This is a genomic window from Pseudodesulfovibrio hydrargyri (assembly GCF_001874525.1).
GTDB lineage: Bacteria > Desulfobacterota > Desulfovibrionia > Desulfovibrionales > Desulfovibrionaceae > Pseudodesulfovibrio > Pseudodesulfovibrio hydrargyri.
Window position 1 is genome coordinate 942007 of sequence record NZ_LKAQ01000004.1, and the last position, 18323, is coordinate 960329.

Consider the following 18323-nt stretch of genomic DNA (forward strand, 5'->3'; position numbering starts at 1 on the left):
GTAACCCGTTTTTGTTGCTGCGGCTCGGACCTTACACCTCGGCCGCGTAGGGCGGGGCCGGGTCGTACTGCAGGATCTTCCTGATCGTGCGGGCGTGGTCCGGGGTGTAAATCTCCCCCACCAGCCACAGAGCCATGTCGATGCCCGCCGAGACGCCCTGGGAGGTCACGACCTTGCCGTCGCGCACGTAGCGCATTTCGGGCAGCTCCGTCACTTCCGGATCCTTGGCCAGGGCGTCCATGAGCGTCCAGTGGGTCGTGGCCTTGCGCCCCTTGAGCAGGCCCGCCTTCTGCAGAATGAGCGAGCCCGTGCACACGGCGGTCATGTAGTCGACCTTGTCGTACTGCTCGCGAACCCAGTCGATGGCCTTGGCGTTGCCCAGGGCGTATTCGTCGACCTCGGCCGTGCCGGGCAGAAGCAGCACGTCCAGCTTGGGCGCGTCCTCGAGGCTGTAATCGGGGACCATTTGCAAACCGCCCACGCCGCGCAGGGGCCGGGCGGAGTCCGCGATGGTCACGACCCGACCGCCCCCGCACATCTGGTTGGATGCGCTGAAGACCTGGAGCGGGCCGACGAAGTCCAGCTCCGCCACCTGTTCATAGATGAATATCCCGTAAGTGAGACCTTTGGTCATGGTGTTCTCCTTGTTGGAAGTGGGCCCGGTACTGGGCCGGGCTGAGACCGAGCCTTCGCTGGAAGGCACGGCGCAGGCGCTCCTCACGGCCGAAGCCGGATTGGAGCGCGATCCGATCGAGCCCCTCGGCGCCGGATTCGAGCAGCTCGCGCGCGCGATCAATGCGCATCTGCTCGACGAACCGGCCAGGGCTCATGCCTGTTTCCGACGGAAATATGCGGGCGAATGTCCGTGGGCTCATATTGGCCTTCTCGGCCAGCCGGTCCACGGTGAGGTTTTGGTCGAGATGGGTCTCGACCCAGTCGAAGAGCGGCTTGAAGCGCTCGCCCGCCCGGGCCTGCATGGCCAGGGCGCTGCTGAACTGGCTCTGATTCCCGGGCCGCCTGCGGTAGACGAGCAGCAGCCGGGCCACTTCGATGGCCAGGGCCGGGCCGTAGTCTTCCTCCACCAGGGCCAGGGCGAGGTCGATCCCGGCCGTGACCCCGCCACTGGTGGCAACACGGCCGTCCCGGACGTAAAGGGCGTCCGGCTCCAGACGCACCTCGGGGTAGAGCTCGCCCAGACGGTCCGCCATGGCCCAGTGGGTGGTCGCCCTCCGGCCGTCGAGAACGCCTGCGGCGGCCAGGATAAACGCCCCGGTGCAGACGGACACCACCCGCTCGGCCCTGGAGGCCGCCGCACGCACGGCCGCCACGTTGGCCGCCTCGGTCGAGGCAGCCTCGGCAGCCAGCCCGCCGGGCACCAGCAGCGTGTCCGCATCCCTCGTCCCGGGGCGAACCTCGGCGTGCAGCCGCAGGCCCGACGAGGTGGACACCGGGCCGGGCTCGTTGGCGGCAAAGACCATCTCGTAACCGTCCCGCTCCCGCCCGTTGCGGGCGAGCAGCTCGTCGGCCGCCTGGAAGACCTCCAGCGGTCCGGTGACGTCGAGGGCCACCATGCCCGGATAGAAATAGAACTCCATGCGCTTCTTCATGGGATCATGATAGGAGGGACATGATTTGGCGGCAATGACAAAAAAAACGCAATTCCCGCCAACAGCGTCGCGGGAAACACAACGGCGTACAGGAAGCGGTACCCTTCACGGCCCGTATCCGTCCCGGCTCCACCGCTCAGTGGTTGTACTTTCCCTCCAGCAGATCGCCGTACATGGCCTGGAACTTGCCGGAATCCTTGAGTTGCTTCAGCCCTCGGTTGAATGCGTCCCGGAGCTTGCGCCCGCGCGGCGTGGCCCTGGTGAAGCCGAGGGTGCCGGTGTGTTCGGCGATGGCCCGTTCGCTGCTCTTGATCATGTCGCCGATGGCCGGGGCGAACCGCTCCCGTAGGATCGTGAAGCCGACGAGCTCGTCGGCGAAGAAGACGTCGATCCGCTTTTCGATCAGCTTGGCAAAGTTGGAGGTGTCGTTGTTGGCGACATCCAGAGTCAGGACCCCCTGTTCGGCCAGCCTCCAAAATTCGTCCGTATAGGAAAAGTCCCTGGTGACACCGATGCGGAGTCCCTTGAAATCCTTGAAGGACTCCCACTCGGGCACCCTGGTCTCCTTCTTGGTGAAGACCACCAGCCGCTCGTGGGTCACCGGGTCGCTGAACCAGTAGTCCCTGCCGCGCCGCTCGGTCACGTACACGTAGGAGACCGCGTCGGACGTCCCTTCCCGGGCGAACGCGAAGGCCCGGGCCCAGGGATAGTACCGGATTCTGACCTCGTAACCCATGGCGTTGAAGGCCTCGGTGAGCACATGGTTGACGAATCCGCCGTGGAGGAGGTGCTCGCCGGTGTACGGCGGGTATTCCCCGGACGTCACCTTGACCGGGCCGGCGGCGGCGACACACGGCATGAACACCGCCATCAGCATGAAAAGCATGATCCTTTTCATCCATCTTCCCTCCGCTCAACTCGTGACACGCACCGTTGCCATGGACTCCTGCTCCAATCATATACTGCACCTGGCGGTCAGGCGGTTCCATTATTTTTCCCGGAGCCGGGATGCGGGGTGGACGGGCAGGGAAAAAAACGGGCTCACCTCCCCCGGGAGGCGAAGCCGCACGGATTGACGCTCTGGATCAAGCGGCCGCTCGCCCGAAAACGGCAACCATTGACAGAGATACCCATGATTCATATTATTAGCATACGGAAATACTAACGATTGTAACTAGTTACTAAATGATTTCGCTAGGATGCATATCATTATACCGATATAAGAACCACGGCCTCAACCACCCGTTTCCGCCATCGGAACGGACGATGGAGATTACTGCGGATCGAGTTGTCGCAAGTGGCGCGGCCCTCTTCTCCAGGCGGAACCGAATACGGACACAGGAGCACTCCCATGCTGCACATGCTCGTCATAGATGAAAGCAAAAAGTTCCACACGGCCGTCGAGGCGGTTTTCAGGGACGAATTCAGAGTCAGAAGCATCCCCACAGGCGATCTGGCGACTCTTGGGGACATCGAACCGCCGAGCATCGTGATCTATGTGGGCGTCGGCCCGGTGGAGGAGGTCCGCAAGAAGGTGACCCTTGTCCGCCGTACCTGGCCCGGGGCCCTGGCCATCCTGCTGCTGCCCGCCCTATCGGACGCGGCCCGGCTGCGGGGCGTTTCCATACCTGCGCACACCACAATCTTCGGCCGCTGCTCCAGAAAACGGCTCACCGAGATCGTGGACGACTACAAGGAGGTCCTGCGCTATTCCATCCAGGCGGACAAGGAAAAGGCCATCCTCCATTCCCTGGTCGAGTTCACCAGCAACTACATCCCCTGCGTGTACATCTGCCACCGCCAGGTCCTTCCCCTGCTCATGACCATGGCCTCCAACGTGGGCTGGGGCGCGGAACGGATTCGGAAACTGTTCACCGCCTATCTTTTGATCCTCTCCAGCCTCGACCGGGAGCGGCTCTCCTCGGTCATGAGCGGCAACGACTCCAGCGCCGAGACGCTGCGGGACATCTTCGAACACGTGGAACGGGCCGTGATCCTGCTGGAGGCCGACGACCGGACCGAGGGAATGGCCCACAGCCTGCGCTACGTCCTGAAACGCTACGACGGCGGCGGCTACCCCAAGGACGACGTCCGGGGCGACGACATCCCCCTCCCGGCCCGGATGATCCGGCTGGTGCTGGACTACCACTATCTGGTCCAGAGCGGCAAAAGCGAGAGCGAAGCGGTCTTCATCCTCAACCAACGGGGCAAGCGGTACGACAAGCGGTTGTACGAGGAGCTCAAGTCCATCGTCGGCAACGCCGGGCAGGCCGTCCAGCGGGCTGTCTATCCCCTGGGGCTCACCCCGGGCATGGTCGTGGCCGAGGACGTCTACGGAACGGTCGACGGCCAGCGGAGAAAGTTCCTGTCGGGCGGCGAGATACTGACTCCGAAGACCATCGAATTCATCCAACGGCACTGCGACGAATTCCTCGACATCACGGAACCCATCCAGATTCGTGAGGACGTCGAGGGAGCCCTCGGGGGCTGACCATGCTCAAGGAGATTTCAGTCAAACGCCTCACCGTGGGCATGTATGTGAGCCTGAGGGAGATTCCCTGGTTCAGCCATCCCTTCCTGCTGTCCAACTTCGAGATACGCAACCGCCAGGAACTGCGGGACATCCTCGCCATCGGCCGGGCCACGGTACTCTACGATCCGGAGAAGAGCCATTCGGCCCCCCTCGCCGAGGACCGGGACGTGGAGATCGCCAACCAAAGCACGGGGACGGTGACCAAGTCCCGGCGCAAGCGGGAAAAGGCCTCGGAGTTGCGCGCCCGGCGTGCCCGGTTCAACGAAATCAGGGAGGAGTTCGGCAAGGGGCTGGGCACGTCCAAGTGGATCCTGGAAGCCATCAAGGGCGGGGACCCCTCGGCCGCCGAGGACGCCCGGCGGATGGCCACGGCCTTCGGCGAAAAGTTCCTGGAGGACGTCAGCCTGGCCATCCAGCACATCAACCTGACGTCCACGGACGCGGGGCAGCACTTCCACTCCCTCAATGTCATGACCCTGTCTCTGATGCTCGGCAAGCAATTGGGCCTGTCCAGGGAGGACATGAACACCCTGAGCATGGGCGCCCTGCTCCACGACGTGGGGCAGCTGCTCCTGCCCGGCGGCATCGCGACCAGCCCCAAGCTGAGCAAGGCCGGGTGGATTCTCTTCAAGCGGCACCCCATGACCGGCGTGCAGCTGCTCTCCAGGCTGCCCGGCATCGACCCGGCGGTCATGAAGATCGTCTACCAGCACCACGAGCAGTGCGACGGCCGGGGATACCCCAAGGCCCTCAAGGGCGACGCCATCGCCGAACTCAGCAAGATCGTGGCCATCGCGGACGCGTACGACCGGCTGGTCAACGCCCGGGACGTGACGCGCGGACTCGCACCGCACAAGGCCCTCGCCCTGATGTTCACCAAGAAGCGGAAGGAATTCCAGGAGGGATACCTGGAGACTTTCATCAAGATGCTCGGGGTCTACCCGCCCGGCACCGTCTGCCGTTTCAACTCCGGCGACGTGGGCGTGGTGGTCTCGGTCGACCCGGCCAATCCGCTGTTGCCGGAAGTGGTCATCTACGACGCGAACATCCCCAAATACGACGCCATGATCTACCGGCTGGGCGAGGACCTCGACCTGACCATCACCGGCACCCTGAACCCGGGAGAAATAGACCGCGAGGTCAAGGGCTACCTGGATTCCAGGTCCGTGGTGCAATATTTCCCCGAGCACTGATCTCGAGGCGTTCCAGCCCCCTGCCCCCGCAATAAAACGGACCTCTGCGGTTCGTTTTGTCTATGCAATATATTTATAACATAAATATAATAGTCCGCATTTGCCGCATTCCGGTATTCAATGAGACATATGGACCAACTCTCTTTCGGGGATTGTTCCCCGGCTCGCAAAACACGCACCTTGGAGGGCATATGTTCAAGAATCTCAATCTTGGCCTGAAGCTCGGACTCGGCTTCGGGTGCCTGATACTCATTGCCGCGGCCCTGGGCGGCATAGCCATCTACGACATGCTGGTCGTGAGTGAGGATTCGCGGCAACTTGCCCAGGAGTACGTCCCGGAAGTGGGCATGGCCAACCAACTGGAGCGGGCCGCCCTGCTGGCCATGTACGCATTCAGGGGTTACTCCCTGAGCGAGTCCGAGACCTATTGGACCGAGGGGCGCAAACGGCTGGACGAGACCGGGGAGATTCTGCGCAGGGCCAAGGCCCATGCCGAAAAGTATCCCCGCCTGGTCAAACTGAAGCAGGACGTGGAAAAGGCCGGGCAGGGCGTCACCACCTACGACGGCCTGGTGGGTGAGACCCGGCAGTTGATCACGGACATCGGCGAAAACAGGGGCACCATGGACACGGCCGCAGCCACCTTCATGAAGAACTGCACGGATTTCCTGGCCTCGCAGAACCAGACCCTGGACAGGGAGATCGCCGCGGGCGCGGCCGTGGGCCAGCTCACCGAGCGGCACGGCAAGATCTCCATGGTCCATGCGATCATCGACCTGTGCAACGGCATCCGGATCAACAACTTCAAGTCCCAGGCCACCCGGGACCTGACGATCATGGAAGCCGCCATGGAAGACTTTCCGCGTATGGAAAAACAATATGACGACCTGAAGGCTGTCACCCGGCGGCCGGAAAATCTTCACCAGCTGGAGAACATCCGGGCCTCGAGCAAAAGCTACCAAGCGGCCATGCAGCTGTTCATGGACAACTCCAGGGCCCTGCGCGACCTGAACGGAAAGCGCAACGAGAGCGGGCAGGCCGTGCTCGATGCGGCCCAAAACACCGCAACCGCAGGCGTGGAGGCCACCCAGGAACGGGCCGACGCGGCCATGACCTCCATGGAGAGCGCGTCCATGGTCATGGCGGTGGGACTGGGTATCGCCTTCCTCTTCGGCGTTGTCATCGCCTGGGGCCTGACGCGCATGATCACCCGCCCCATCCTGATGGGAGTGTCCTTTGCCAAGCGCATGAGCGAGGGCGACTTCACCCGCACCCTGGACATCGACCAGCGTGATGAAATCGGCATCCTGGCCCAGGCCCTGAACAATATGGTCACCCGGCTCCAGGCCGTGGTCGCCGACGTGGACGCCGCCACCAGCAACGTGGCCGGCGGCAGCGCCGAGCTGTCCTCCTCGTCCCAGTCCCTGTCCCAGGGAGCCACGGAGCAGGCCGCGTCCATCGAGGAGGTCTCCTCGTCCATGGAGCAGATGGCCTCGAACATCAGCCAGAACGCCGAGAACGCCCGCGAGACCGAGGCCCTGGCCGCCAAGGCCGCCTCGGACGCCCGCGAGACGGGCGGGGCCGTGGGGCAGACCGTGGAGGCCATGAAGGAGATCGCGGAAAAGATCTCGATCATCGAGGAGATCGCCCGGCAGACGAACCTGCTGGCCCTGAACGCGGCCATCGAGGCCGCCCGGGCCGGGGAGCACGGCAAGGGGTTCGCCGTGGTCGCCGCCGAGGTGCGCAAGCTGGCCGAACGCTCGGGCACGGCCGCGGCCGAGATCAGCGAACTCTCATCAACCAGCGTGGAGGTGGCCGAAAAGGCGGGAACCATGCTCGGGCAGCTTGTCCCGGACATCGAGCGGACCGCCTCCCTGGTCCAGGAGATCACTGCGGCCAGCAACGAGCAGAACGCGGGCGCGACCCAGATCAACCAGGCCATCAGCCAGCTGGACACGGTCATCCAGCAGAACGCCTCGGCCTCGGAGGAGATGGCCTCCACCAGCGAGGAACTGGCCGGCCAGAGCCAGCAGCTCCAGGAAACCATGTCCTTCTTCAACGTGGGAAACGGCAACCGCGACAAGCGTACCTCGGTCCAGGTGCGCAAGACCCCGACCGCCGCCCTGCCCGCGTCCAGGCCTGCCACGGCGGCCAAGCCCGCCCGTTCGCCCGCCGATCTCGAGGGATTCGGCGCGGGCCTGGACCTGGACATGGACGACGAAGGGGCGGCCGAGTTCGAACGGTTCTAGCCCGGTCATCCAGGCAAAAAAAGGCCGTCCCTCCTCTGCGGAAGGACGGCCTTTGTCGTCTGTCCGCTGTCCGCGCCTACTTGTGGATCACGTCGGCCTGCTTGAGCAGCGCCTCGGGGACCTCGACGCCCATCTTCCCGGCCGCTGCCGGGTAGATGTGGAAGGAGAGTTTTTTCTGGAATTCCACCGGGGTGTCGGCGGGCTTGGCCCCGTTCAGGATGCGGATGGCCATGGCCCCGGTCTGACGGCCGTGCAGGTAGTAGTCGAAGCCCAGCGCGGCGATGGCCCCGCGCGACACGGAGTCCGTGTCGGCCACGAAGACCGGCGTTTGGCTGCGGCGGCCCACCTTGACGACCACTTCCATGGCCGAGACCACGGTGTTGTCCGTGGGGATGTAGATGGCGTCCACGTTGCCCACCAGGCTGGACGCGGCCTGCTGCACGTCGGCGGAGCTGGTCACCGTGACCGGCACGACCTCGATGCCCCGGTCCTTGGCGGCGGCCGTGATCCGCTTGAGGTTGGACACGGAGTTCATCTCGCCCGCGTTGTACAGGAAACCCAGCTTTTTCATGTCCGGCAGGAATTTGAGCAGCATCTCCACGTGCTTGTCCATGGGCATCTGGTTGGACACGCCGGTCACGTCGCCGCCCGGATGCTCGTAGTCGGTCACCAGCCCGGCCAGCAGCGGGTCGGTGATGGCCGTGAACAGCATGGGCGTGCCTTTGAGTGTCTCGGTCTTGTCGTACTGCTTGACCAGGGCCTGGGCGTTGGGCGTGGCGATGGCCACGATCATGTCCGGCTTGTCGGCCGCCACCTGGGTGGCGATCTGATAGGCCATGCTCATGTTGCCCTGGGAATTGTAGATCTTGTATTCGACGTCCATGCCGGCGTCCTTGAGCTCATCCTGGAACCCCTTGAGCACGGCGTCCAGGGCCGGATGCTCGACGAACTGGCTGACGTCGATGAGGACCTTGCCCGCGCGGGCGGGACCGGCCATGCCCAGAACGAGCAATACGGCGAAAAGACAGAGACAACGTTTCATGAAACCCCCTCAAAGGAACGGCTGTCGGGACAATCCCGTAATATTCGCTAACGTGTCGGTTTTTCTATAGCAACATTAAAGGACTTGCAAGTTGCGGACGAAGGGTGCAACATCCGCCCCCTGCCACCCTCACCCACATTCCGGATTTTGTGAAATGACCCGACCCACCGTGACCCTTTTCATCCAGTGCCTGGTGGATTCCCTGTCGCCCGAGACCGGGGACGCCATGGTCCGCGTGCTGGAACGGCTCGGCGTGCGCATGCACTACCCCCCGAACCAGACCTGCTGCGGCCAACCCGCCTTCAATTCCGGGTACCGCAGGGAAGCGGCCAAGGCCGCCCGCCGGTTTCTCGACATATTTGAAAACAGCGAGGCCATCGTCTGCCCGTCCGGCTCCTGCGTGCACATGGTCCGCCACCACTACCTCGAGCTCTTCCGCGACGAGCCTGACCAGCTGGCCCGGGCGCGCATGGTCGCGGACAAGACCTTCGAATTCACCGAATACCTGGTGGACGTCCTGGGCGTGACCGATCCCGGCGCGCAGCTCGGCTGCCGCTACGACGGGGCCGTGACCTACCACGACTCCTGCCACCTTTCGCGCGGACTGGGCATCCGCAGGCAGCCCCGCCTGCTCCTGGAAAACACCCCGGGCCTGACCCTCATCGAGATGGACGAGTCGGACCGCTGCTGCGGCTTCGGCGGGACCTTCGCGGTCAAATACCCGGAAATCTCCACGGCCATGGTTGACGACAAGGTCAAGACCATCCTGGACACCGGGGCCGGGGCCGTGGTCGGCTGCGACGTAAGCTGCCTGATGAACATACAGGGCCGCCTCTCCCGCCTGGGCTCGGGCGTCCGCGCCCTGCACATCGCCGAAATCCTGGCCGGGGAGGGGAAACAATGAATCAACCGAGCGACAAGACCTACGCCGAACTGGCCCACGACGCCATCGGCAACGAGGAGCTGCACGCGGCCATCCGCATGATCCAGGACCGCATCGGCAAATCCTCCCAGGCCCTGTGGCGGGACGAGATCACCCCGCAACACCGCCGGTTGGCCAAGGAGGCGCGCCTGCGCACCCTGGACAACCTCGACGAGGTTCTGGCCGCCCTGGCCGAAAAAGTCCGCGCCCGGGGCGGGCACGTCCATTTCGCGGCCACGGCCGAGGACGCCCGCCACTACTGCCTGGAAGTGGCCCGCAAGCACAACGTCAAGCGCGTGGTCAAGGGCAAGTCCATGACCTCGGCCGAGATCGGCGTGGACCCCCTGCTCGAGAGCGAGGGCATCGAGGTGGTCGAGACCGACCTCGGCGAGTACATCATCCAGCTGGCCGGGGACACGCCCTCGCACATCATCGCCCCTTGCATCCACATGAACAAGCGCCAGATCGGCAAGCTGTTCCAGGAGAAGCTCGGCATCCCCTATTCCGAGGACCCGCCCACCCTGACCAGAGCCGCGCGCAAGGCCCTGCGCGAAAAACTCCTGACCGCCGACATGGGGTTGAGCGGCTGCAACATCGCCTGCGCCGAGACCGGCCACGTCTGCCTGGTGTCCAACGAGGGCAACATCCGCATGGCCACGACCATGCCCAAGGTCCACGTCGCGCTCATGGGCATGGAGCGGGTCACCGCCACCCTGGCCGAGCACGACATGCTCCTGCGCCTGCTGACGCGTGGCGCCGCGGCCCAGAAGGTCTCCACCTACGTCTCCTTCCTGGGCGGCCCCCGCCAGCCCGGCGAGACCGACGGGCCCGAGGAATTCCATCTGGTCGTCATCGACAACGGGCGCATGAAAATGCTCGCCGACCCCCGGTTCCGCGAGGTCCTGTCCTGCATCCGCTGCGGCGGCTGCCTGAACATCTGCCCGGTCTACGGGCGCATCGGCGGCCACGCATACAACGGCCCCTACCCCGGCCCCATCGGCGCGGTCATCATGCCGCTCATCCAGGGCGTCAACCAACACGCCGACCTCTGCCGGGGCGAGTCCCTGTGCGGCGCGTGCAAGGACATCTGCCCGGTCAACAACGATCTGCCGCGCATGCTCTCCGAGCTCAGGCACATGCTCGCCCACGGCGACGAGACCTGGAAGGTCGAGCCCGTGGACAAGACCGAGGCGCGGGCCTTCAAGGCCTGGAGCGCGGCCATGTCCAGCCGCACCGCCTACAACCTGCTGGTCAGGGCCGGACGGATCGCCCAGGCCCCGTTCGTCAGGAACGGCGCGCTCTCCAAGGGCGTCGGCCCGCTGGCCAAATGGACCGCCACCCGCGACTTCCCGCCCATCGCCAAGAAGACCTTTGCCGAACGATGGAAGACCGACCACGCCAAGCGCCTCAGCGAGACCGACCATGACTAACGAAGAATACTTCCTCAAGCGCATCCGCAAGGCCCTGGGCCGCAAAAAAGCGCCCGGCGCGGATACCATCTTCTCCAGCCGCCCCCAAGGCGAACGGGAAGGACTGCTCTCCCGCGCCGACCGCAGCCGGGAGGAACGGTTCGAACTCCTCGCCCTGCTCCAACAGGCCGCCGGCCCCCTGAACCTCAACGTCCACGTCGCCGAGGACACCCGTGAGGCCGGACAAAGCATCGCCAACCTGGCCCGCGTCTCGGAAACCGAATGGGGCGGCGACAAGCACGTCCTCATGCACGACGACGCCCTGCTCCACGATCTCGATTTGCCCGGACACCTGGCCGACGACCCCATCGCCGTGGACGTGGCCCGTTTCAACCCGGGCGAGGACGAACTCGCGGGCAAGCAACGGTTGCGCGAAGTCGCGGAAAAGGCCTACATCGGCGTGACCGGCGCGGACTGGTGCGCCGCGGACTGCGCCGCCATCGCCCTGCTGTCCGGACCGGGCCACGGACGCGCCGTGTCCCTGGTCCCGTCCATCCACATCGCGGTCCTGCCCCTGGACCGGCTAGTGGCCGACCTGCCCGAAGGCTACGCCCTGCTCGAAAACCACGGCAACCTGCCCGCTTCCTTCACCTTCATCTCCGGACCGTCCAAAACCGCCGACATCGAGGCCGAACTCGTCCACGGCGCGCACGGCCCCAGAGAGATGCACCTGTTCGTCATTACGGGGTAAACGAGAGTCCAGAGGCGGGGATGCCTCCGGCGGCCCCTTCGGGGAGACCAGGGCGCTGCCCTATCGCTGCTGTCGACGGCTCTAAGACCGAGCAAGCTCGGCCTAAGACCCGACGCGTCCCCGCTTAAGGCCGAGGGCCTTAAGAATCCCATGTTCGCTTCGCTCAGGTTCGTGCGGCAGCGGAAGGTTGCGACGGGGACGCCTTCCGCCGTGCCGGTTGGCGATTTCGGGCAGGGGAAACGGGTGTGACGCCGTGCGCTTTCCCATAAGTCAGAAGTAAGAAAACGCCGCAAGGCCGCTTTGGCTGGTTCCGTCCACGCCCGCCTGCGGCGCTGGCTACCGGCGCGAGCACTTCGGGACACCGCACAGCCGAGCCACTCTCACTCCCCCCGCGCAACAATCCGCCACCCCGCTTCGCACCTTCGCCGCAGGCGACACAAAAAGTTTGGGAAGGGGGTCCAGGGCAGCGCCCCGGCCGCCGGAGACATGTCTCCGGGGGCATCCATGAATGGTATTTGCCTAATCAATGGATTAAGAGGTAAGCTGGGAAGACGGACTCCGGCGCAACGAACAGGGGGATGCATGGACCTGATCATCATCGCTTCCATAGGCATACAGCTGACGGCCGCAGGGCTGGCGCTGTTTCTGATCCCGGAAACGGGTCGCCGCTGGTCGTGGATACTGATCGCGGCGGGTCTGATCGGCATGGTCCACCGGCGGGTGCACACCCTGTACATGTACTGGGAGGGGCGGGCGCAGCCGGACCCCGCCTTCGAGCTGCTCGGGCTCCTGGTTTCCATCATCATCCTGTTGGGAGTATTGCAGATCCGGCCGATTTTCCGGCAGCTCAAGGCGGCCAACGAGAAACTGGCCAAGAACGAGGAGCGGTTCCGGACCGTGGCCGACTTCACCTATGATTGGGAGTACTGGCGCGGCCCGGACGGAGAATTCCTGTACATGTCGCCGTCATGCGAGCGGATCACCGGGTACCCCCGGTCCGCGTTCATGGAGAACCCGGAGCTGATGTTCGAGATGGTCCATCCCGAGGACCGGCCCATGGTCAAGGCGCACCTGCACAGGGAGCACCGGAACCAGGGCACGGACACCCTGGATTTCCGCATCATCCGGGCCGACGGCACCCAGCACTGGCTGTCGCACCGTTGCGTGCCGGTGACCAGCGAGCAGGGCACCTTTCTGGGCGCGCGTGCCAGCAACCGGATCATCGACCAGCGGGTGGAGGCCGAGAACCGGCTGCGAGAGAGCCGCCGCCTGTACCGCGACCTGGTGGAGCAATCGCATTTCATCGTCCTGGAGGTGGACACCGAGGGCAAGGTCTTTTTCATCAACCGCTGGGGGCTGGACTTCTACGGGTTCCATGAAGGCGAACTGACCGGCCGTGAGGCCCTGGGACTGCTCCTGCCCGAGACCGACCACCAGGACCGCGACCTGCGCGCCCATTTCCAGGACCTGCTCGAACGCAACCCGGGCCACACCTTCACCGAGGTGGAGGTCGTGCGCCGCAACGAGAGCCGGGCCACCCTGTCGCTCGGCACCTCGGTCATGGTCGACGAGACGGGCCAGGCCACCGGCATCCTCTGCATCGGGATCGACATCACCGCGCGCAGGGCGGCGGAAAAACTGAAGGAGGACGTGGAACGCATCGTCCGCCACGACCTCAAGTCGCCGCTCATGGGCATCATCGGCCTGCCGCGCATCATGCAGGAGGACGAGAACCTCACGGACCGTCAGAAGGAGATGCTCCAGGTGGTCGAGGAGGCGGGCATGCAGATGATGGACCTGATCAACCAGTCCCTGACCCTGTTCAAGCTCGAATCCGGCACCTACGAGCACCAGCCCCAGCCCGTGGACTGGCTGGCCGTGGTCATGCGCGCCGTGCGCGACACCTCCATGCACCGCGAACCCGCCTGCTCCGTCGAAACCAGCCTGGACGGCCAAAAGGTCGCCAAAGGCATGCAACTCATCATACAGGGCGACGGCACCCTGTTGTACGGCATGGCCGCCAACCTGCTCAAAAACGCGGTCGAGGCCTCGGGCGGCCAGCCCGTGCGCGTGGACTTGACCAGCGGCGACCCCTGCGTGCTCGAAATCCGCAACCGCCTGCCCGTGCCCGAAGAGGTGCGCCAGTCCTTCTTCGATAAATACTCCACCCATGGCAAGCATAACGGCACCGGCCTGGGCACCTACTCCGCACGCCTCGCCGCCGAAGCGCACGGCGGCCACATCTCCATGGACACCTCCCCGGAAACCGGCACCGTGGTCCGCGTGGCCCTGCCCAGAGATAAGAAAACCGCCTGATAAGGGCGGGGATGCCTCCGGCGGCCCCTTCGGGGAGACCAGGACGCTGCCCTGGACCCGGCAGGGAGCAAAGCCCCCTGCACCCCCATATTCGCTTCGCTCAGAAGCATGCGAGCGCGAAAGGCTGGCAAGGGATGCCTTCCGCCGTGCCGGTTGGCGATTTCGGACAGGGAGAACGGATGGGACGACGTGCGTTTTCTCACAAGATCGCCCGCCGTTATCCCTGCCCGAAATCGCGGTTTTCTTTTAGGGAAGGAAATAGCCCGGTAAGAAATGCCTTTTCGCCACAGTTCGAAAACGCCGCAAAACCATTTTATCGAGTTTCGACCACGCCCGCCTGCGGTGTTGGCTACCGTCCCGAAGGGTTCGCGCCGGGCGGCCCTCCGAGGCCCGTGGACATCCGGCGCGAACCCTTCGGGACACCGCCCACCCCAAACTCCCACAAGACAAACGGCCACCCCGCTTCACACCTTCGCCGCAGGCGACACAAAAAGTTTGGGAGGGTCCAGGGGACCCTTTTCAAAGGGTTCCCTGGCGGGGTCCGGGGCAGCGCCCCGGCCGCCGGAGGCACGCCTTTCGCGCCCGGCGAGGGCCTGCCGGAGGCATAAAAAAAAGCCCCCGGGCGGATGCCTGGGGGCTTGAATGGTCTGAGGGCGGGTGGCCTTACAGGGTCTGTTGCTTGAGTTTGACGCGCATGACGCGTTCGATGTCGCGGACCTGGGTCTTGTCTTCGCTGGTGACGAGGCTGACGGCGCATCCGGAGCGGCCCGCGCGGCCGGTGCGGCCGATGCGATGGGTGTAGGTCTCCACGGTATCGGGCATGTCGAAGTTGATGACGTGGGAGATGCGGTCGCAGTCGATGCCCCGGGCGGCGATGTCGGTGGCGACCATGATGTCGAACCGGCCGTCGCGGAAGCCGTCCAGGGCCCGCTGGCGCTGGCTCTGGCTCATGTTGCCCTGGAGGAAGGTGGAGTTGTAGCCGGAATTGGCCAGCTTGCGGGCCAGGTTCTTGGCCTTGTGCTTGGTCCGGGTGAAGACGAGCACGCTCTGGCGGTCGTCGTTGTCCAGGAGCCGGGTGAGCAGATCGCCCTTGAGGTTGTTGGCCGTGGCGTAGAAGCAGTGTTCCACGGACTCCACAGGTTGGGTGTTGGACACCTGGACGGTCTTGGGATTGTTCAGGATATTTTCGGCAAGCTTGCGGATATCCTTGGGCATGGTGGCCGAGAAGAGCAGGTTCTGCCGTTTGACGGGCAGCTTGGCCAGGATGCGCTTGATGTCGGGCATGAAGCCCATGTCGAGCATGCGGTCGGCCTCGTCCAGGACCAGGGTGTCGATGTGGTTGAGGGACACGGAGCCCTTGTTCAACAGCCGGACCAGGCGGCCGGGGCAGGCCACGATGATGCGGCAGTGGGAAAAGGCCTTGATCTGCGGGTTCATGCCCACGCCGCCGATGACCACGCCGGAGCGGATGCCGGTCTGCTTGCCCAGATCGTTGAAGTTCTCGTCGATCTGCAGGGCAAGTTCGCGGGTGGGGGCCAGGACCAGGACGCTGGGGATGGCCCGGTCCGACTTCTTGCTGGTCAACAGCCGTTGCAGGATGGGCAGGGCGAAGGCCGCGGTCTTGCCGGTGCCGGTCTGGGCCAGGCCCATGACGTCGTGGCCTTTGAGCACGAGGGGAATGGCCTGTTCTTGAATGGGGGTGGGGGTTTCATAGCCGCACCCTTTGATGCCGGCGAGGATACGCCGATCCAGGGAGAAATTGGAAAAAGTCATATGAACCTTTGGTAAAAAGGGGATATTTTCGACGGCGCGCGACAGCGGTCGGGGTCCGGGGCTTGCCCGGTGTATCGGAAGTGCTCTGGTACGGGAGTAAATCTTGGTTCGACGGGGTGTTGAACGATGGGCGCCCGATGGGGCAAAGAAGTATTCGTACGTCCAGTCACGCTGAGCTGGCTCCTTATCGGCCATTGGCCGGGCAAAGTAAAGCAGTATTTTCAAGGCCCGGGCAGAGGGAAAAAGACGGGCCCCCGTTCGGGAACGGGGGCCTTGTCTTGGGGGACATGCCCGGCCGGGAGGAGCCGGACGGGTCAGCAATGGGGCGGCGGGCCGGGCGTGACGCCGGTCAGGGCGCCGGGCGCGGCCTCGGACGAGGGGGAGTCCTGTTCCTGCCGGGGGCTCACGCTCGACCGGCAGAGGGGGCAGAGGGTTTCGAGGATCAGGGCGTCCCAGGTGCCGCTCCAGCGGCAGTTGTCGCATTCGTAGTGCATGTCTCCTCCGTACAGTTCAGGCGACAAGACCCCGGCCGGGAAACCGGGGTCCGGATGGGTGAATGATGGTGGGGCCTAGACCGGGGCCGAGCCGTCGACGGCGATCTTGCGCGTCGCGCCTTCCGGCTTTCCGGTCCGGGGCAGGATCACGCACAGGACGCCCTTTTCGAGCTTGGCGCTGATCTTGTCGCGGTCCACGTCGCCGGGCAGGTCGAGCACCCTGCGGAAGGAGCCCGAAGAGCGCTCCACGCGGTAGTAGCCCTTTTCCTCGGTCTTTTCCTCGCTGTGCGTTTCAGCGGAAAGGACGAGGAAGTCGCCCTCGATCTCGACGGACAGATCCTTTTCGTCGACCCCGGGCAGGTCGGCCTGGACAACGTATTCCTTGTCCGTGCCGTAGACGTCCACCTTGGGCCTGAGGGCCGCGTCTCTCAGGCGCGATCGCATCGCGCCGGGACGGAAAACGGGGTTCTGGAATCCGAAACCGGAAAACATGGACTCGACCATGCGGTCGAATTCGGTGTGGAACTGGTCCAGCGGTGAGGCGGGTACGCCTTCTCCCGGGTCGTTTCGACGGACCGGGAGGGTCTGCTCGTGTTCCCTCTTGAACCAATTCCAGGGGTTCAGCTTGGTACTGGCCATAGCGTCCTCCTAGGAAGAAGTTGAAGATTGCCTTTCGACATCCTCCTGATAAGTCCTGCCCGGCCAAAGTCAAGGGGCCCGGATGGCGGATCAGACCGCCCGGCGCATGCGGGGCGGGCGTCTGCGGGCCAGGTCGAGCAGGGCGCGCCCGGCCTCGGCCAGCTCCCCGCTGTTGTCGATGGTCACCAGCGCCGGGTGGCTGACGGCATAGTCCCCGGCGCGTTGCAAGCGGCCCTCGATCTCCTCGGCGGTCTCGCGGCCGCGCAGGATGAGGCGCTGGCGCAGGATGTCCCGGTCCAGGGTGACCAGCACCGGGACGAGGTCCGGGTAGCGGCGGGCTGCCTCGGGCAGGTAGGCGCGGGAGCCGTTGACCACCACGTTCAGGCCCGCCTCCAGCCAGGCGTCGATCTCGAGGCCCACGCCGTAGCGGTTGCCGTGGCTGTCCCAGGCCAGCGCGAACAGCCCGAGGTCCAGGCGGGCGCGGTATTCGTCGGGCAGCAGGGCCACGTGGTTTTCGCCCCCGGCGTCGGCCGGGCGGGTGATGTAGCGGTGGGCGAAGGCCGCCTCGCTTCCCGGGCAGTGTTTGCGGGCGTAGAGCATGATGGAGTCCTTGCCGCAGCCGGAAGGGCCGATGACGTAGATCAGGTTGCCGGGGATCATGAGTTCTCCTTGGAATTGCCGAGCCGGGCCCGGTGGATCAGCCGAAACGGCGCGGACCGGTCCGGCTGGTGGAAGAGGCAGAGTTCGCGGACCGGACGGGGACGGCCGGTGACGGGCGCGGACAGGCCGGACAGGATGTCCGCCAGACGCGCGCGCCGGTCCGGGTCCTCGACGCGGCCGGTCAGGGTGATGTGGAAGCGGAATTCCGAAAGCACGTAGGGGTAGCCCCACTCGTCGAGCAGGCGGTTCTGGACCGGGGTCAGGCCCGGAGTCCGGCGGGCCTCGTTCTCCTCGGCGGTGGCCGGGACCCGCAGGGGGGTCATGGCCCGCAGGCACGCTTCGGCGACCTCGCCCAGCCGGGCCTGGTCGGCCGGGACCAGGGCCAGGAACGAACCGATCACGCGCACGGACAGGGGGGCCAGATCGAACGGGGCCAGGGCACCGGCCAGGGACTCCAGCCGCTCGATGATCCCGGCCTCATCCACGTCCGGCAGGGGCGTAAAGGGCGGCATGAGCGTGCCGTGGAAGCCGTAGCGGCGGGGCGACTCGGTGGCCGCGCGCCATTCGTCCGGGGACAGAGAGTCCGGCAGTGCCGGGGATACGGGCTGGCCGGTCTCGTTGTCCCGGCCGAGCCAGGCCGCGCCGAAGCGGTCGAGTCCGCCGCCCGATTCCGGGGCGTAGTACACGCCGTACCGTCCGCTGGTTTGCCGGTTCCCGGGACCGTTCATGAGACCA

General features: G+C 65.1%; 16 protein-coding genes. 7 read left to right on the top strand and 9 right to left on the bottom strand.

Translation table 11 applies throughout. From position 1 onward, the window contains the following. Nucleotides 1-31: 31 nt before the first annotated feature. The 3 genes from BerOc1_RS08765 to BerOc1_RS08775 all read right to left on the bottom strand — a co-directional run bounded on the left by BerOc1_RS08765 (nucleotide 32) and on the right by BerOc1_RS08775 (nucleotide 2505). Nucleotides 32-634, bottom strand: a complete 603-nt coding sequence (locus tag BerOc1_RS08765) for a DJ-1/PfpI family protein (RefSeq protein WP_071545334.1) — start codon at nucleotides 632-634, stop codon at nucleotides 32-34. Beyond that, nucleotides 597-1607 (bottom strand): GlxA family transcriptional regulator, encoded by a 1011-nt coding sequence (locus BerOc1_RS08770; protein WP_071545335.1) that lies wholly within the window; start codon nucleotides 1605-1607, stop codon nucleotides 597-599. The genes BerOc1_RS08765 and BerOc1_RS08770 overlap by 38 nt, the downstream gene beginning before the upstream one ends. Before the next feature lie 136 nt (nucleotides 1608-1743). Further along, nucleotides 1744-2505 carry a substrate-binding periplasmic protein gene (locus BerOc1_RS08775; protein WP_071545336.1) on the bottom strand — a complete coding sequence of 254 codons (762 nt, stop codon included), beginning with the start codon at nucleotides 2503-2505 and terminating at the stop codon, nucleotides 1744-1746. Between the two features lie 453 nt (nucleotides 2506-2958). On the opposite strand from BerOc1_RS08775, the gene BerOc1_RS08780 reads away from it, so the two are divergent. The 3 genes from BerOc1_RS08780 (at nucleotide 2959) to BerOc1_RS08790 (ending at nucleotide 7582) form a co-directional block, all read left to right on the top strand. Beyond that, a complete protein-coding gene (locus tag BerOc1_RS08780) occupies nucleotides 2959-4098 on the top strand; it encodes an HD domain-containing phosphohydrolase (RefSeq protein WP_071545337.1) in 1140 nt (379 codons plus the stop codon). Nucleotides 4099-4100: 2 nt separating this feature from the next. Then, a complete protein-coding gene (locus BerOc1_RS08785) occupies nucleotides 4101-5333 on the top strand; it encodes an HD-GYP domain-containing protein (RefSeq protein ID WP_071545338.1) in 1233 nt (410 codons plus the stop codon). 191 nt (nucleotides 5334-5524) lie between these two features. Next, the gene (locus tag BerOc1_RS08790) at nucleotides 5525-7582 is read left to right on the top strand and encodes a methyl-accepting chemotaxis protein (protein WP_071545339.1); all 2058 of its coding nucleotides are present in this window, start codon (nucleotides 5525-5527) and stop codon (nucleotides 7580-7582) included. A gap of 76 nt (nucleotides 7583-7658) precedes the next feature. Here BerOc1_RS08790 and BerOc1_RS08795 read toward each other — a convergent pair whose 3' ends face one another. Next, nucleotides 7659-8624: an ABC transporter substrate-binding protein gene (locus BerOc1_RS08795; protein WP_071545340.1), complete on the bottom strand. Its 966-nt coding sequence runs from the start codon at nucleotides 8622-8624 to the stop codon at nucleotides 7659-7661. A 154-nt stretch (nucleotides 8625-8778) separates the two neighbouring features. Between BerOc1_RS08795 and BerOc1_RS08800 the strand changes: the two genes are divergently transcribed. The 4 genes from BerOc1_RS08800 to BerOc1_RS08815 all read left to right on the top strand — a co-directional run bounded on the left by BerOc1_RS08800 (nucleotide 8779) and on the right by BerOc1_RS08815 (nucleotide 14022). Further along, entirely contained in the window at nucleotides 8779-9528 is a 750-nt protein-coding gene (locus BerOc1_RS08800; RefSeq protein ID WP_071545341.1) for a (Fe-S)-binding protein, read from the top strand. Beyond that, a complete protein-coding gene (locus tag BerOc1_RS08805) occupies nucleotides 9525-10976 on the top strand; it encodes a LutB/LldF family L-lactate oxidation iron-sulfur protein (RefSeq protein ID WP_071545342.1) in 1452 nt (483 codons plus the stop codon). The genes BerOc1_RS08800 and BerOc1_RS08805 overlap by 4 nt, the downstream gene beginning before the upstream one ends. Beyond that, a complete protein-coding gene (locus BerOc1_RS08810; RefSeq protein ID WP_071545343.1) occupies nucleotides 10969-11706 on the top strand; it encodes a LutC/YkgG family protein in 738 nt (245 codons plus the stop codon). Before BerOc1_RS08805 ends, BerOc1_RS08810 begins: the two co-directional genes overlap by 8 nt. 582 nt (nucleotides 11707-12288) lie before the next feature. Next, nucleotides 12289-14022: a PAS domain S-box protein gene (locus BerOc1_RS08815; RefSeq protein ID WP_071545344.1), complete on the top strand. Its 1734-nt coding sequence runs from the start codon at nucleotides 12289-12291 to the stop codon at nucleotides 14020-14022. Between the two features lie 663 nt (nucleotides 14023-14685). Here the strand turns inward: BerOc1_RS08815 and BerOc1_RS08820 are convergent. From BerOc1_RS08820 to BerOc1_RS08840, 5 genes are all read right to left on the bottom strand, one after another. Continuing rightward, entirely contained in the window at nucleotides 14686-15795 is a 1110-nt protein-coding gene (locus tag BerOc1_RS08820; protein WP_071545345.1) for a DEAD/DEAH box helicase, read from the bottom strand. A gap of 314 nt (nucleotides 15796-16109) precedes the next feature. Beyond that, nucleotides 16110-16289, bottom strand: a complete 180-nt coding sequence (locus BerOc1_RS08825; RefSeq protein WP_071545346.1) for a hypothetical protein — start codon at nucleotides 16287-16289, stop codon at nucleotides 16110-16112. A 75-nt stretch (nucleotides 16290-16364) separates the two neighbouring features. After that, nucleotides 16365-16928: an Hsp20/alpha crystallin family protein gene (locus BerOc1_RS08830; protein WP_071545347.1), complete on the bottom strand. Its 564-nt coding sequence runs from the start codon at nucleotides 16926-16928 to the stop codon at nucleotides 16365-16367. 90 nt (nucleotides 16929-17018) lie between these two features. Further along, complete coding sequence (phnN, locus tag BerOc1_RS08835) at nucleotides 17019-17588, bottom strand: phosphonate metabolism protein/1,5-bisphosphokinase (PRPP-forming) PhnN (RefSeq protein WP_071545348.1); 570 nt, start codon at nucleotides 17586-17588, stop codon at nucleotides 17019-17021. Next, entirely contained in the window at nucleotides 17585-18316 is a 732-nt protein-coding gene (locus BerOc1_RS08840; protein ID WP_071545349.1) for a DUF1045 domain-containing protein, read from the bottom strand. The genes phnN and BerOc1_RS08840 overlap by 4 nt, the downstream gene beginning before the upstream one ends. Between the last annotated feature and the right edge of the window lie 7 nt (nucleotides 18317-18323).

Bases quoted from the DNA above. Each gene is read 5' to 3' on its own strand.
- BerOc1_RS08765 (WP_071545334.1), bottom strand. From the start codon at position 634: ATGACCAAAGGTCTCACTTACGGGATATTCATCTATGAACAGGTGGCG.
- BerOc1_RS08770 (WP_071545335.1), bottom strand. From the start codon at position 1,607: ATGAAGAAGCGCATGGAGTTCTATTTCTATCCGGGCATGGTGGCCCTC.
- BerOc1_RS08775 (WP_071545336.1), bottom strand. From the start codon at position 2,505: ATGAAAAGGATCATGCTTTTCATGCTGATGGCGGTGTTCATGCCGTGT.
- BerOc1_RS08780 (WP_071545337.1), top strand. From the start codon at position 2,959: ATGCTGCACATGCTCGTCATAGATGAAAGCAAAAAGTTCCACACGGCC.
- BerOc1_RS08785 (WP_071545338.1), top strand. From the start codon at position 4,101: ATGCTCAAGGAGATTTCAGTCAAACGCCTCACCGTGGGCATGTATGTG.
- BerOc1_RS08790 (WP_071545339.1), top strand. From the start codon at position 5,525: ATGTTCAAGAATCTCAATCTTGGCCTGAAGCTCGGACTCGGCTTCGGG.
- BerOc1_RS08795 (WP_071545340.1), bottom strand. From the start codon at position 8,624: ATGAAACGTTGTCTCTGTCTTTTCGCCGTATTGCTCGTTCTGGGCATG.
- BerOc1_RS08800 (WP_071545341.1), top strand. From the start codon at position 8,779: ATGACCCGACCCACCGTGACCCTTTTCATCCAGTGCCTGGTGGATTCC.
- BerOc1_RS08805 (WP_071545342.1), top strand. From the start codon at position 9,525: ATGAATCAACCGAGCGACAAGACCTACGCCGAACTGGCCCACGACGCC.
- BerOc1_RS08810 (WP_071545343.1), top strand. From the start codon at position 10,969: ATGACTAACGAAGAATACTTCCTCAAGCGCATCCGCAAGGCCCTGGGC.
- BerOc1_RS08815 (WP_071545344.1), top strand. From the start codon at position 12,289: ATGGACCTGATCATCATCGCTTCCATAGGCATACAGCTGACGGCCGCA.
- BerOc1_RS08820 (WP_071545345.1), bottom strand. From the start codon at position 15,795: ATGACTTTTTCCAATTTCTCCCTGGATCGGCGTATCCTCGCCGGCATC.
- BerOc1_RS08825 (WP_071545346.1), bottom strand. From the start codon at position 16,289: ATGCACTACGAATGCGACAACTGCCGCTGGAGCGGCACCTGGGACGCC.
- BerOc1_RS08830 (WP_071545347.1), bottom strand. From the start codon at position 16,928: ATGGCCAGTACCAAGCTGAACCCCTGGAATTGGTTCAAGAGGGAACAC.
- phnN (WP_071545348.1), bottom strand. From the start codon at position 17,588: ATGATCCCCGGCAACCTGATCTACGTCATCGGCCCTTCCGGCTGCGGC.
- BerOc1_RS08840 (WP_071545349.1), bottom strand. From the start codon at position 18,316: ATGAACGGTCCCGGGAACCGGCAAACCAGCGGACGGTACGGCGTGTAC.